The sequence below is a fragment of the Paenibacillus sp. FSL R10-2736 genome, assembly GCF_038000245.1.
Taxonomy (GTDB): domain Bacteria; phylum Bacillota; class Bacilli; order Paenibacillales; family Paenibacillaceae; genus Paenibacillus_AQ; species Paenibacillus_AQ phytohabitans.
In genome coordinates this window covers 2,762,615-2,775,680 of record NZ_JBBOBN010000001.1, presented here as the reverse complement: position 1 = coordinate 2,775,680, position 13,066 = coordinate 2,762,615, and the positions used below count along the sequence as shown (strand labels likewise).

Sequence of the window (13,066 nt, the reverse complement as noted above, 5' to 3'; positions counted from 1 at the left end):
TCCTGAAATACGCCCGGAACGGGCGTTTATTTCCAAGAAAAAGGGTGCTTCCTCTTTTTTCCGTTAGCTTTATTATGTTGAGTATACCTATAGCCCCTTCTATCATGCAAGGACTATTTCGCACAAGCCGCTGCACAAATCCCAATTCCCATCCGTCTTGCATAATTGTGCATCTATGACTAGAGAATCAATTTGTTCAGCCTTCCTCACTGGCCACAACGGCATCCCTGATCTGTTCAAAGGACAGCGGCGCATAATTCCAGTGCTCTACACAAATGTTAAAATGGCTGTTGCCTTCATATTTCTGTCCATGAATATGACCATGCACATTTACGTAAGGCATATGCTTGTTCATATACATAGGTTCATGGGAGAGCATAAAAAACTCTTTATAAATGATCGGGTATTCACTGACCTCGTCAAATCCGGCTTCCAGCCACCAATTACGCCCGCGTCCGCGGTCATGATTACCGAGAATCAGGATTTTGTAGCCGTTCAGCGCAGAAACGATATTCCGGGTAGCCTCCTGATTCAAGAACGAGAAATCCCCCAGATGAAATACCTTATCCCCTTTGCCCACCACAGCGTTCCAACTGGCAATCATCGACTGGTCCATCTCCCCGGCACTGCCAAAGGGACGGGACTCGAAATCTATGATCAGCTTATGGCCAAAATGATGATCCGAGGTGAAAAAGACATTAGTCAAAACAGCTCCCCCATTTCAAGTACTTCAGGAATGGTTCATTTATTCCAGTTTCTCTTGGTCGAACGCCGATTCACGTCAACCTGAATCAATTCGGCCAGAGGTGGGGTTTCCTCATGTTCGATCAGCCATTGACGCATTTCCTTAATAGCCTCTACCTGACCGTTCCCCTTATCCTTCCAGGTAAGCAGCTCGATGACATTGATGACCAGTGACAACAGGCTGCTGTTGCTGCTTTCCGTTTTTTCCGCACGCATTTTATGGAATAAAGCCTCATGCTCCCAGTCAATTAATATCTCTTCCGCTATTGCAGGCCGCATAACGGTAAATGTCTTATTACAATTGCTGCAGCAGACAACGGACAGAGGCTCTCCGCCCAATTCCGCTACGACTCTGTGCTCGCAATGCTGGCAAGTAAAACTTACCTGTATATCAATCGGTTGATTTCTCACTCGGACAGCCCTCCTCATGGTGACATTAAAAGTTACACTAATGTTTACCCATTTCTTTCGAGAAATGACCCATGGAGTCCATGATATGTCAAGGATAAATAAGCAAAATCGTTGAATACAGGCAAAAAAAGAGCTAAAATGCCTCACGGATATGCCGTAGTGAAGCAATACTTAAATCTCTATTTAGCTGTACGGCGATTACATCAAAGGAAATCACCGCATCATGCAGACCCTGCATATGTAAATACACCTGGGCTGTATTTCTCACCTGGCGGATTTTGCGTTCATCCACTGACTCCTCCGGGGTTCCCTGCACACCTGCCCTGCTCCGGCTGCGCACTTCAATGAAGACAATTCCCTCTTCATATTCAGCAATTATATCAAGCTCTCCGCTGCGGCAGCGCCAGTTGCATTCCCTGATTATGTATCCCCGGGAGGACAGATACAGACTTGCCGCCTGCTCGGCAGCAGTCCCTTTTTGCCTGCGGGTATAATTCATCCTGTCCGCCCCGTGACTCACTTCGGTATCCGTTCCCCGGCAGAACGGTCACTCTGATACACATAACTCAGAATCTCCGCGACCAGCTGGTATAGCTGAGGCGGAATCTGCTGATCCAGATCCAGCTTAGAGAGGACCTCCACCAGCGCGGCATCCTCCTGCACAGCAACCCCGTTTTCCTTGGCTTTTTGCAGAATGATATCGGCTACCGAGCCTTGTCCTTTGGCAACAACAACCGGGGCTTCGCTTTGGCCGGGGATATATTTAAGGGCAACCGCCTTTTTGAGGTTCTGTGAAACCTTATGTTCAGACTCACTCATATGCGGTAATCGACTCCTTTGTAGGAATCTGGAACATAATCGGACTGTTTGGCAGGAGCTACAGCCGTGGTCAGCTCGGGCAACGGCTCCGTGCGCAGGCTGGACAGCTGGTACCCTATAGATTCAACCGCTGTCTTAATGTCCTCACGGCGCCCTTCCAGCAGCTCCAGCACCCAGGGTTCATTATTATGCAGCTTAAGGCTGACAATCCGGTCAACGACCTGTACATCCACCATAGTCTGGCCGAGCTGCTTCATATCCAGATCAAACCACAGGCGGCAGTTCGCCGCATCCAGCTCGCCTTTGCGGCCGCGCCGGGACTGGATATGGACGGAAGCCGTCTCCTGGCCGTCCGGCCCCCGCAGCGGCAGGAACATCGTCACCTGCGCGAACGGCGCGGTGCGGTCTGTATTCAGCAGCAGCTGCTGTCCTGTCAGCTGCTGCACCAGCTGGCCCGCGGCTTCCTTGACCGCGGGCGGGGCCTCGCTGCTGCCGAGAACCTGCAGCAGCACGCCCTTGAGCGTACCGGCGGCATCCTCCGCGCCGCCGGACGCCCCTTGCAGCGCCGCAGCCGGCAGCGCTGCCTCACGCCCGTGCGCAGCCGCGGCAACGCCGCCGCGCACGGCCTGCTGCTCGTGCTCCGCACCGAGCAGCTTCAGCACCCGCCCCACCCACGACTCCGTGTCGGGGGCGGGCGTCATGCTCTGCTGCGGCTGCGCAGCCGCAGCAGAGGCGTCCCCGCGCGGAGCAGCGGGGACTTGCCCTGCCCCGCCGGTGCTGGCGGGGCGGCATTGCCCTGCGGCGGCTGCGCGGCCGCAGGTCCTTCGCCCGCCGCGCCGGAGGCGGGCGGGGCAATGGCGAGCTGCGGCAGCGTGCCGCGCAGCTCGGTGAGCACGCCCTGCAGCTTCGCGAGCAGGGCAGTGCCCGATGATGTGCTCTGCGGCTGCGGAGCACTGCTTACCTGCGCAGCGGCTCCAGAGCCTCCCCGCACTCCTGCGGCTTCGTTCCGGCCAGCCACAGCCGCTGCCGATCCTTCCCGTGCTCCTGCGGCCTCGGTCCGGCCAGCCGCAGCGGCTCCCGAGCCCTCCCGTGCTGCTGCGGCCTCATTCTGACCAGCCGCAGCAGCGCGGGAGCCTGCCGGGTCAGTGCTGCCGTTTCCTTTGGGCGCTCCTGCTCCCGCAGGCTCTGCATCTCCTGCGGATACAGCCTTATTGGCGGACGCCGCCTCGGACAACGGCAGTTTCTGAGCCAGACCTCCAGGCACTTCCCCCTCTGCTGCAGAATCTGCATTCAAAGCTGCAGCAGCCTGTCCAGCACTTCCTATTGCTTGCGTATTGCCAGCATTGACGTTACCATTATTACTCCCAGTGTTACTTACCATTCCTGATCCAGACTGGGTCTCTACAGAACCGGCTGCCCCCGAAGGAGCATTATTACCTGTTGCGCCAGCTCTCACTGCCGGAAGGTCAACATCTGCATTGGCTCCCGGCAGCACACCAGCCGTTACCGTATTTCCGGTCACAGGAGCTGTGGTGCCGCCTGTGAGCACTCCCGCCGCAGGTTTATTCCCTCCTGCCCCTTCTGCACTCTTACCAGCATCACCCTGCTGGGCCCACACGTTCAGCTCCGATTCCAGCGTGGCCAGCAGCTGATGCAGCTTCGGACCGAATACCGCCTGCTGCAGCCCCTTCACCGTCTCAGCCGTAACCGGCAACCCGCGCTTCACGGAGATGACGGCCGCTTCCAGCCATTCCGAGGCTGGCACACCAGGCGGCTTGGCATTCATGACCGCATCCAGCTTCGCCGCCGTCTCTTTGGTCAATGCCAATCCGCCGGACTGCATCGCCTGAACAATCTCCCGCCCTGCCTTCGAATTCGTAAGGCCAAGCGATTCAATAGCTTCCCCCATACTCTGCGGTGAGGCCAGGGCCGCTTCACCCAGTGAGACAGGCTTCAGCACCGGCAATCCGTTCTCACCAGGTGTACCCACTTGCAGGTTCAGGGTCTGTCCAGGCGTAAGCGGTGTTTCCAGTTCAGCACGGACAGGCGTCCCCTGAATCTGCACCACGGCTTCCTTGCCTGAATCAGACACACTGAGTACAACGCCGCGAACAACCTGACCTTCCTTAAGCTCTACAGATTTAGGCTCTCCCGCCTTGCTGTCCCCGAGCAAGCCGCGAATGAGTGATCCGATATTCATGTTGTCCGCCTCCTGTCTCTTCTATATAATATCGGAATTATTTGTCCTTTTGATAACTGCATCTATCCTTAGAACAATGTCTGCTGCTCGGCAAGAATATTACCGATGAAGCTGCGCCGGTGCATAGGCGTTACACCCAGCGTCTTGATCTGTTCCCGGTGCAGCTTGGTTGCGTATCCTTTATGTAATTTGATCCCGTAATCCGGGTATAATTCCTCCCACAAGCCTTCACAGAGCCGGTCGCGTGTAACCTTAGCTACAATCGAGGCGGCAGCAATAGACTGGCTGCTGGCATCCCCCTTGATGATCGAACGCTGCGGCAAAGGCAAGTCCACTTTCTCTGCATCAATCAGCATATAATCGGGCTGCTGGATTAATCCTTCAACCGCCTTGCGCATAGCCAGACGCGAAGCCTGCTTAATATTTATTTCATCGATCACCGCCGATTCTACATGCCCTACACTTACCGCCAGTGCCTGATCCATAATAATCTCATACAAGGCGTCACGCTTCTTGGCCGTCAGCTTCTTGGAATCATCCACACCCTCAATAATCAGCCCGGCCGGCAAAATTACCGCAGCAGCCACCACATCCCCGAACAAGCAGCCCCGGCCCACTTCATCTACACCGGCAATGTGCTGATAAGACAGCTCCCAGCCTTCTTTTTCATACAACAGCATATCTATTGTGCTCACTTCTATCCACCTGCCAATCAGCAATTTATCCAGTTCCTCTACTAGCCAGCTTAACATACGCGGCCATTATGGTCATCCGTCATTATAATGATTTTTTGACTTGAAGCTCAGCTCTCCCTGCGTTGGATATTTCGATTTCCGGCCGCTTGGTAACACGGGATTACTTGATCTAATCCTCTATCCGCAGTTGAAACTGATTAACACAATTGCTCGCTGTCGCTCCTTCAAGTCCAAAACACTTCTTTTCGCTTTCGTTATTCTTTTGCGTTTCTATCTATCCTTGCTTGCCATTAAATAGCCGGGTTAGCCGCTGCATCGTAACAGTCCCCCAATTAACATTCTTGCAGCAAATACAACTTTTCCTTCATTAGTTCCGCTCCAATCCCAAAAATGTTGTATAGATTGCAGCATTCCCCCTCCTCCAAGCGGCTTAACGGGATTATTATTGTATTTCATACAACAATCCAGCGGAACACCCAGTTATCCATAACCCATAGTTGCATTAAGTACAACAGTTCTCCGCACTTACCCGTCCCCATCGCCAACTCCCCGTCCTGCCACGCAAAAAAGAGCCAGTCCACAAACACGGATGGCTCTTCCATTCCAAAATTCATTCTTTAGTTAAGGCGTCTCCAGCGTAAATCGTCCAAGCTTGCCGGCGCGCAGCTCATGCAGGAGTGCGCGTGAAGCCTTCTCCAGATCTACGCGTCCGCCGCTGAGCAGACAGCCACGTTTACGTCCTACCGCTTCCATCACAGCAACGATCTCGTCCGGGTTCTCCAGATCCTCAGGCAGCTTGTCGATGCCAAAACGCTCCTGGAACCGGCTGCCGTAATCCTTCACCAGATATTTTACCGCATAGAACGCGATATCCTCAATGTTCAGGATTTCTTCCTTGATCGCTCCGGTTACCGCCAGCTTATAGCCTACAACCTGGTCCTCGAACTTCGGCCAGAGGATACCCGGGGTATCCAGAAGCTCCAGATTCCCGCCTGTCTTAATCCATTGCTGGCCCTTGGTGACCCCTGGACGGTCTCCGGTAATCGCGATACTTCTGCCCGCCATCCGGTTAATGAGTGTCGATTTGCCTACGTTGGGAATACCGACGATCAATGCGCGCATTGCCCGCGGGTTAATTCCCCTGGAAATCTGCCGGTCAATCTTTTCCTTCAGCAGCAGCTTGACCTGCTCAGGAATCTCCTTAATGCCTGTCCCGGTAGAAGCATCCACAGGATAGGCAACATGGCCCTGTTCCTTGAAGTAAGCAAGCCACTTCCGCGTTGCTTCCGGATCGGCCAGATCCGCTTTATTCAGAATAATCAGCCTTGGCTTATCCCGCAAAATATCGTCAATCATCGGATTGCGGCTGGAAAGCGGCAGACGGGAATCAAGCAGTTCTATTGCAATATCAATCAGCTTCAGCTTATCCTCAATTTGCCGTCTAGCCTTCGTCATATGACCAGGAAACCATTGAATGGCCATTGCCGTCACCTCCTTTGACTTCTGTCAGCTTAATGGTTAATTACTGTAATATCTTTGACCGGCCAGAAAATAAGGTCCGCACGGCCGACAATATCACCCAGCGGCACATAACCGATCATCCGGCTGTCTGTACTGTCTGAGCGGTTGTCCCCCATCACAAACACATGTCCTTCAGGCACTGTGCCATCCGTAAAGTCTTCATTCGGGAAGTTCTTATTGTTGTACAAAGAGTTGTTATTATGCGCATCATCAATTGCACCCTGGATATACGTTTCATTTACCGGTTCGCCGTTCACAGTTACGACATCCCCTTCAACTTTCACCGTATCGCCTGCTACACCGATGACACGTTTAATGAAGTCTCTGCCTTCAGACGGCACATGGAATACGATGACTTCACCACGCTGAGGTGTACGAATATCATAGAGAATTTCATTAACAATAACCCGTTCGCCAGTATGGAAGTTAGGCTGCATGGAAGGTCCGTCCACGATAAACGGTTTGAACAAAAGCCAGCGTATTAGAATAACCAGAACCAATGCAATTGCTATCGCTTTAATCCATTCCAGGACTTCATTTTTTGGCTTCCGGGGGCTTTGGCCGTCAGATTCTATGATCTCACCTTGCCCGGGCTGCAAATCCTGCTGCATAGTTCACCGTCCTCTCCATATGTTGTTATCTCCACTATACAATACAAAAAAACTCCTGCCAAAAACTCCCCCGCGATTACTCCTTCAGGAGGCCTTTTCGGAGAAGCTGTTCCTAAGGCACATATTTCTTAAATCAATGTTTTCATTACATAGTAAGAATAAACGAAAGGGGCTTGAACTCAAGCCCCTTTCACTTGCCGCTATTCTAGCGACGGATTTCTTTAATTCTTGCAGCTTTACCGCGAAGTTCACGAAGATAGTACAGCTTCGCACGACGAACTTTACCACGGCGAGCCACTTCAATTTTCTCGAGCTTAGGGGAGTTGATTGGGAATGTTCTTTCCACACCAACACCATAAGAGATTTTACGAACTGTAAAAGTCTCACCGATACCACCGCCGCGACGTTTGATTACAACGCCTTCGAACAACTGGATCCGTTCACGAGTTCCTTCGATAACTTTTACATGCACCTTCAAAGTGTCACCCGGGCGAAAACTCGGGATATCTTTGCGAAGTTGCTCTTGCGTAATTGCTTGTAGGATATTCATTTAGGACTTCCTCCTTCCGTACAGGTGTTCTTGCCTCTTCCGGAGAGCCATTGCTCTCCCTCATTATCCGCAGAGGACCACCGTATTCCACACAACAGAAATAATATTACCACACGGCAGAAATAAAGACAAGTATAAAATTCAATATAGAAGAATATATATGCTTCGCACTATAAATTCCCCTTCTATTTCTCGCTGAAACGGTAACGTCCTGTTAAGGACGGCATAGCGTTGCTACTTGTTTAGAGTGGCAGCATATCCCGTTTCTTCGCTTTGACCTTGCAATCCTTGCAGAGTCCGACCACACTTCCGTTATCCTGGGCATAAAAAACCAGCTTGCCGTTTCTCTTCTTACAGGAAGAGCAAAGCTGATCTGCAGCGTTCTGCTTAGCCTTGCGGTGCCCTTCCATAGATATTACGTTGCTGGCTTTAACCGTTATTGGTGCCTGAGGCTGCTCCCTGTTCATCCGGTTGCGGGAAATTACATAAACAACTGCACCAACCAACAAAATAATGAAGACCGCCGCATATTGCATTTGGCTCATCCGCTCCTCTGACTTCATCAGTCAAAATAGTAAACAGACCTGGTTCCGCCTTACCTTCTGTGTCGGTCTGTTCCAGCTGCCAGGAATGATTATTCCGGTCTTTAGATCTAACGCTAGTTTAACATATTGCATCATCAAAATGTAGTCAACATGCTGTACTGGACTATGGTCCAGTACAGCAACCCGCCGCCAGCCCGTTATCCATATATTTTCCATAATATATAATAATAAATATACATAAGCAAATTACTAACCTTCAGGAGGGTATATATATTGAAGAAAAATCACAACACCGCAATTGTTGCAGCAGTAGCCGTCTTTTCCATCGCTTTACTGGCCGGATGCAGGGAGCTTCCCGGTAAAGAGGCAGCAGATCATCAGCTGGAGCAGCGTCTGTCCGGAAACTTCCAGCAGGAAGCCGCAGAGGCGGTTAAGCAGAGCATCGGAAAGGCAACCGTCTCGCTAGGAGATGCAGTCCAGACGACAACAGACAGGATTGAACAAAAGATTAATGATGAGGGTATCAGCAGAGAATTCTCCACCTCCCTGCCGGCGGGTTCAGCCTCTGAATTTAAGCTTGATAATGTTCTGGGTGAAATCAGCTTAGTTCCCGCTTCCGGGGACAAGATTGTTGTCAAAGCCACCGTTGTTGTCCACGAACGTTCGTCTAACGACGCCGCTTCCGAGGTACTTGACCACGCTGAAGTATCGATTGAACATAAAGGTGGCGTGCTGACCGTCTCCGCTCACGGAGAGGATAGCCCGAAGAAGAATCTCTGGGACTGGTCACAGAAGGAATACGGGCATTCAGACTTCAGTATTAATTATGTAGTTGAGCTTCCGGATACAGTGAACCATGTTGAGATCAATAATAATGTAGGCTCCACACAGCTCCGCGGTCTGCAGGGTACCTTTGATATCGTCAGCAATGTCGGAAGCATCATTTTTCAGGATACTGTTTTCACAGGCAAATCTTCAATTAAGTCTAATACAGGAAGTATCGAGCTTGGTATTTCCAGTATGGATAGCGGCAGTAGTCTTAAAGCTGAAAGCGATATAGGTAAAATATCCGCCGATCTTGCCAGTTCAGTACAATGTACTGTGGAAGCTGAGAGTGAGCTGGGCCATATAGCCGGCGCTGCAGGCGGCAAGCAGGATTATAACGGCGGCGGTCCGCTGGTAACGCTAACTACCCAGATTGGAGCAATATCCGTTAATAATTAGAAAAGTGGGCGTTCCTGTTTTCCAGGAGCCCACTTTTTAATTTGTGCTCTTATCAGATCAGCGCAATGGCCAGCAAAGTAAACAGGCTGAGTGTAAGGATTTCGCTGCCATAGCCGAAGTACCCCCCATAATAATTCCCTGCGCCCCCCGGATAGAATGCCGAGGTTTTCATTTTGCCGTTGCCTTTTGTTTTCAGATACACATTGTTCTGGTCCACATCCACAATAACCCCTTCATGACGTTTGCCGTCAGTGGTCATAATGCGCACCCGCTTATTTTTACAATGGAGACAATTATAATAAGCTTCCATCTGCTGATTCCTCCTCAATCGTGTTTCTGTATCTTATGAGGGGAGGGATAAGCCGGTAACGGCAATAGCCATGAGGCAAATGTCTATAATTATTGCAGCTGTGAATTCAAGAACTTGTGAACATTGTGTATCATTTTTCGAAGAAAAGGGGTATTATTAAGATAATAATACGAATTGAAGCGCTTACGATTGTGAACAATAATCTACAATTCATAAGGAGGCAGGAATCATGAGCACAGCAGGCAGACGTTTCATTAATGAAGGAGTACTTCGTATCGCCTGGTTCATCATATTCACATCGCTCACCTACACGGTGCGCAATTATACTTGGGCTATTGTACTGCTTATGGTTGTTGCTGTATATTCACTGGTCACCGGGATCATCATGCTTACCCGCCAGGATAGGGACAGGGGCAGAGCTTAACCGGCGTTATTCGCATAAAAGTTAAAAACACTTCCACAGAGCTAACGGCCCTGACGGAAGTGTTTTTTGGATCGGAGTAACAGGATTCGAACCTAAATTATTTTACTTTCAAGTACATTTTATATTTATTTTTTTAAAACTATTATTCAAATTTTATGGATTTTTCATATAAGCTATGCTATACTCTTGGCACAAGGAAAGGAGGTGCGTTCACATCAAGCATGACATGCTGAACGTATCCCTTACCCGGACCAACGGCTGAATCACTGGCCTTGGTGGCGCGGGATACGGATCAAAGGTACAAACTAGCGCCTCGGGTAGAAAGACCGTCTACGGACGGTCTTTTTTTATGGGATCAGAATGTAGACGGGTTATTTTGTGTCTATAGCTCTGTTCTCTACACTCCATCACGAAATAAATAACCGCTAAAGCCAGCGAACTTAGGGTCCGTCTGTCTTTAGCGGTTATTTGTGTGCTCTGCTACAGTATCACCGAGCCTATGGAACCTGCTTCCAGGGTCTTGTTCATTCCTTGAGTTAGAGGGTTACGATTTACGATTCTTATAGAAATCAATAATATCGCTTACTGTGCGGAGCGGCTCCGCCTCCTTGTGGACAGTGTCCACGGCTGGCTTGAAGGGTTCATGCGTATTCGTAGTCACTTTCAGTCATTCCTTTCGATAATTAAGCTAGCTGCGTCTAAAGCTGCATGTATGATCGCGGCACCTCTATTCATTACCCTAAAAAAAGGGCATTAACGCACATCCGCTCTTATTTTATGTGTGAATCTTCTGTGTCTGCTAATTTGTTCTATGGATTTGATCAGTCTCCACTTCTCAGCACATAGCAAAAAACGCCTCCCTAACGTAATATACGTTAAAAAGACGCTATCTATGACTCTTCTCCGGGCCCAATTTTCATTTATTTGTTACTCAGGCTTGCCTGCTCCTGCAGCCGCTTCAGTGTCAGCTTGTCTTTCGCCGAAAGCTCTGCTGTCTCCAGCAGGTCCGGTCTGCGCTCAAGTGTGCGCTGCAGCGCCTGCTCGCGCCGCCATACCTCAATGTTGGCATGATGTCCGCTCAGAAGCATATCAGGCACCTTCCAGCCGCGGAATTCTGCAGGACGGGTATAATGCGGATATTCCAGCAGCCCCGTGCTGAAGGAGTCGGTTACTGCAGAGGTCTCGTTACCCAGCGCCCCCGGCTGCAGCCGCACTACCGAGTCAATGACAGTCAGGGCAGGCAATTCACCGCCGGTCAGTACATAGTCGCCAATCGATAGCTCGTCCGTCACCAGATGCTCGCGGATCCGCTCATCATAGCCTTCATAATGGCCGCAGATGAAGATCAGATGCTGCTCCTGCGCCAGCTCCTCTGCGATCTGCTGATTATACGTCTGGCCCTGCGGACACATGAGAATAATCCGCGGCTTCGCCGCCGGTTCTATAGCGGATTCAGCCGCACCTGCTTCAGCGCTGGTCTCGGCCAGCACATGCTCTACCGCCGCAAAGATCGGGTCTGGCTTAAGCACCATCCCCCCGCCTCCGCCATACGGCGTATCATCCACGCTGTTATGCTTGTTTCCTGAGAAATCACGGAAGTTCACCGCATTCAGCGATACGATGCCTTTGTCACGGGCTTTGCCGAGTATGCTTGTGCCGAATACACCTTCACACATCTCCGGAAAGAGTGTCAGCACATCAATCCGGATCATGGAAGCAACCCTTCCATAATGTGCACCGTGATTTTTTTGGCCTCGATATCCACGTCAAGCACTACATCATTGATGACCGGAATCAGAATATCCTGGCCTTTGGCTGGCTTCACCACCCAGACATCATTGGCACCCGGCTGCAGAATCTCCGTGATTGTACCCAGCGGCTGGCTGGCGTCTTCATCGGTGTACACTTCACAGCCAACGATTTGGTGGAAATAATATTCGTTCTCCGGCAGTTCCACCAGGTCATCGCTCGGCACTTTAAGCATACTGCCTTTATATTTCTCCACCTCATTAATATTGGTATAGCCCTTCAGCTTGGCTATAAACATACCTTTGTGTTCTTTCGCGGATTCTACCGTCACCTCGAATTTCGGGCTTCCGTCCGCCGGAATCAGCAGCAGCTTTTTGCCGGGTGCAAAGCGCACTTCCGGGAAATCGGTATGCGACAGGATTTTGACCTCTCCGCGGATACCGTGGGTATTCACCAGTCTGCCTACTGTTAACTCTTCCGTCATGTGATCCTCTCCTTTGACAAGTTTCGACTATCTATATATTTCAACAAAAAGGAGCCGGGATATACTATCCCTAGCCCCTCATTGTACGCACACTTAAGATAAAATATCTACGGTAACGCGTTTATCGCTCTTGACTGCTGCAGATGTAACTACGGTACGAAGCGCTTTGGCGATCCGCCCCTGCTTGCCGATGACCTTACCGACATCATCAGGATGTACGGAGAGCTCATAGACAATCAGGTGATCCTTCTCCACGGTCCGTACGGTCACATCCTCTGGATGATCCACTAAAGCCTTAGCAATAACACCAACTAATTCTTCCATAGAGGACCCTCGCAATCAGTCATTATTTCTGTTGCTTCAGCTCATGGAACTTCTTCATCACGCCAGCCTTAGAAAGCAGGTTGCGGACGGTATCAGATGCTTGTGCACCTGTTTGAAGCCATTTAAGAGCTTTTTCCTCATCAATCTTAACGATTGCCGGTACTTCAATCGGATTATAATAACCGATTTCCTCGATAAAACGACCGTCACGAGGGGACCGGGAATCGGAAACCACTACACGGTAGAAAGGCGCTTTATGTGCTCCCATTCTTTTCAAACGAATACGTACTGCCACGAAATTCACCTCCTTATAAGAATATCGGAATTATTATTAACCTTTGGGACAAACCTTTTTCGATCCCTCCCAAACCCTCCCTTCCAAGGGAGGGCCCCAAGGGCTCTGCCCTCTGGACACCCGGCTAAGTGCAACTAGCGTAGGCGTTCAGACTGGCGGG

Annotated in this window: 18 protein-coding genes; 2 read left to right on the top strand and 16 right to left on the bottom strand. The window is 50.6% G+C overall.

Going from position 1 to position 13,066, the window contains the following annotated elements:
• Nucleotides 1-196: 196 nt before the first annotated feature.
• The 11 genes from NSQ73_RS11920 to NSQ73_RS11870 all read right to left on the bottom strand — a co-directional run bounded on the left by NSQ73_RS11920 (nucleotide 197) and on the right by NSQ73_RS11870 (nucleotide 8,096).
• Complete coding sequence (locus NSQ73_RS11920) at nucleotides 197-706, bottom strand: metallophosphoesterase (protein WP_042138178.1); 510 nt, start codon at nucleotides 704-706, stop codon at nucleotides 197-199.
• Nucleotides 707-741: 35 nt separating this feature from the next.
• Complete coding sequence (locus NSQ73_RS11915) at nucleotides 742-1,155, bottom strand: hypothetical protein (protein ID WP_340986583.1); 414 nt, start codon at nucleotides 1,153-1,155, stop codon at nucleotides 742-744.
• A 133-nt stretch (nucleotides 1,156-1,288) separates the two neighbouring features.
• The gene (locus NSQ73_RS11910; protein WP_340944781.1) at nucleotides 1,289-1,654 is read right to left on the bottom strand and encodes a YraN family protein; all 366 of its coding nucleotides are present in this window, start codon (nucleotides 1,652-1,654) and stop codon (nucleotides 1,289-1,291) included.
• A gap of 17 nt (nucleotides 1,655-1,671) precedes the next feature.
• Nucleotides 1,672-1,974, bottom strand: a complete 303-nt coding sequence (locus NSQ73_RS11905; protein ID WP_340986581.1) for an EscU/YscU/HrcU family type III secretion system export apparatus switch protein — start codon at nucleotides 1,972-1,974, stop codon at nucleotides 1,672-1,674.
• The gene (locus NSQ73_RS11900; RefSeq protein WP_340986580.1) at nucleotides 1,971-2,675 is read right to left on the bottom strand and encodes a hypothetical protein; all 705 of its coding nucleotides are present in this window, start codon (nucleotides 2,673-2,675) and stop codon (nucleotides 1,971-1,973) included. Before NSQ73_RS11900 ends, NSQ73_RS11905 begins: the two co-directional genes overlap by 4 nt.
• A complete protein-coding gene (locus tag NSQ73_RS11895; protein WP_340986579.1) occupies nucleotides 2,672-4,174 on the bottom strand; it encodes a hypothetical protein in 1,503 nt (500 codons plus the stop codon). Before NSQ73_RS11895 ends, NSQ73_RS11900 begins: the two co-directional genes overlap by 4 nt.
• A 68-nt stretch (nucleotides 4,175-4,242) precedes the next feature.
• Entirely contained in the window at nucleotides 4,243-4,854 is a 612-nt protein-coding gene (locus NSQ73_RS11890; RefSeq protein ID WP_340948925.1) for a ribonuclease HII, read from the bottom strand.
• A gap of 636 nt (nucleotides 4,855-5,490) precedes the next feature.
• Nucleotides 5,491-6,351, bottom strand: coding sequence for a ribosome biogenesis GTPase YlqF (ylqF, locus tag NSQ73_RS11885; RefSeq protein ID WP_039309356.1), 861 nt, complete (start codon nucleotides 6,349-6,351; stop codon nucleotides 5,491-5,493).
• 29 nt (nucleotides 6,352-6,380) lie between these two features.
• Complete coding sequence (gene lepB, locus NSQ73_RS11880) at nucleotides 6,381-7,001, bottom strand: signal peptidase I (protein WP_076246963.1); 621 nt, start codon at nucleotides 6,999-7,001, stop codon at nucleotides 6,381-6,383.
• Between the two features lie 205 nt (nucleotides 7,002-7,206).
• Entirely contained in the window at nucleotides 7,207-7,551 is a 345-nt protein-coding gene (rplS, locus tag NSQ73_RS11875; RefSeq protein WP_039309361.1) for a 50S ribosomal protein L19, read from the bottom strand.
• 242 nt (nucleotides 7,552-7,793) lie between these two features.
• On the bottom strand, nucleotides 7,794-8,096 hold the full coding sequence (locus tag NSQ73_RS11870; RefSeq protein WP_144026165.1) for a hypothetical protein: 303 nt from the start codon (nucleotides 8,094-8,096) through the stop codon (nucleotides 7,794-7,796).
• 273 nt (nucleotides 8,097-8,369) lie between these two features.
• On the opposite strand from NSQ73_RS11870, the gene NSQ73_RS11865 reads away from it, so the two are divergent.
• A complete protein-coding gene (locus NSQ73_RS11865) occupies nucleotides 8,370-9,320 on the top strand; it encodes a hypothetical protein (RefSeq protein WP_340986578.1) in 951 nt (316 codons plus the stop codon).
• Nucleotides 9,321-9,372: 52 nt separating this feature from the next.
• On the opposite strand, the gene NSQ73_RS11860 is transcribed toward NSQ73_RS11865, so the two are convergent.
• Nucleotides 9,373-9,630, bottom strand: a complete 258-nt coding sequence (locus NSQ73_RS11860; RefSeq protein WP_042138189.1) for a hypothetical protein — start codon at nucleotides 9,628-9,630, stop codon at nucleotides 9,373-9,375.
• Nucleotides 9,631-9,859: 229 nt separating this feature from the next.
• Here NSQ73_RS11860 and NSQ73_RS11855 point away from each other — a divergent pair, with 229 nt between their 5' ends.
• Nucleotides 9,860-10,054, top strand: coding sequence for a hypothetical protein (locus NSQ73_RS11855; protein ID WP_039309369.1), 195 nt, complete (start codon nucleotides 9,860-9,862; stop codon nucleotides 10,052-10,054).
• Between the two features lie 920 nt (nucleotides 10,055-10,974).
• On the opposite strand, the gene trmD is transcribed toward NSQ73_RS11855, so the two are convergent.
• The 4 genes from trmD to rpsP form a co-directional block, all read right to left on the bottom strand.
• Complete coding sequence (trmD, locus tag NSQ73_RS11850; RefSeq protein ID WP_340989258.1) at nucleotides 10,975-11,763, bottom strand: tRNA (guanosine(37)-N1)-methyltransferase TrmD; 789 nt, start codon at nucleotides 11,761-11,763, stop codon at nucleotides 10,975-10,977.
• Nucleotides 11,763-12,287 (bottom strand): ribosome maturation factor RimM, encoded by a 525-nt coding sequence (gene rimM / locus NSQ73_RS11845; RefSeq protein WP_076246971.1) that lies wholly within the window; start codon nucleotides 12,285-12,287, stop codon nucleotides 11,763-11,765. Before rimM ends, trmD begins: the two co-directional genes overlap by 1 nt.
• A gap of 93 nt (nucleotides 12,288-12,380) precedes the next feature.
• A complete protein-coding gene (locus tag NSQ73_RS11840; RefSeq protein WP_019910364.1) occupies nucleotides 12,381-12,611 on the bottom strand; it encodes a KH domain-containing protein in 231 nt (76 codons plus the stop codon).
• Nucleotides 12,612-12,633: 22 nt separating this feature from the next.
• A complete protein-coding gene (gene rpsP, locus NSQ73_RS11835; RefSeq protein WP_039309374.1) occupies nucleotides 12,634-12,906 on the bottom strand; it encodes a 30S ribosomal protein S16 in 273 nt (90 codons plus the stop codon).
• Nucleotides 12,907-13,066: the final 160 nt, after the last annotated feature.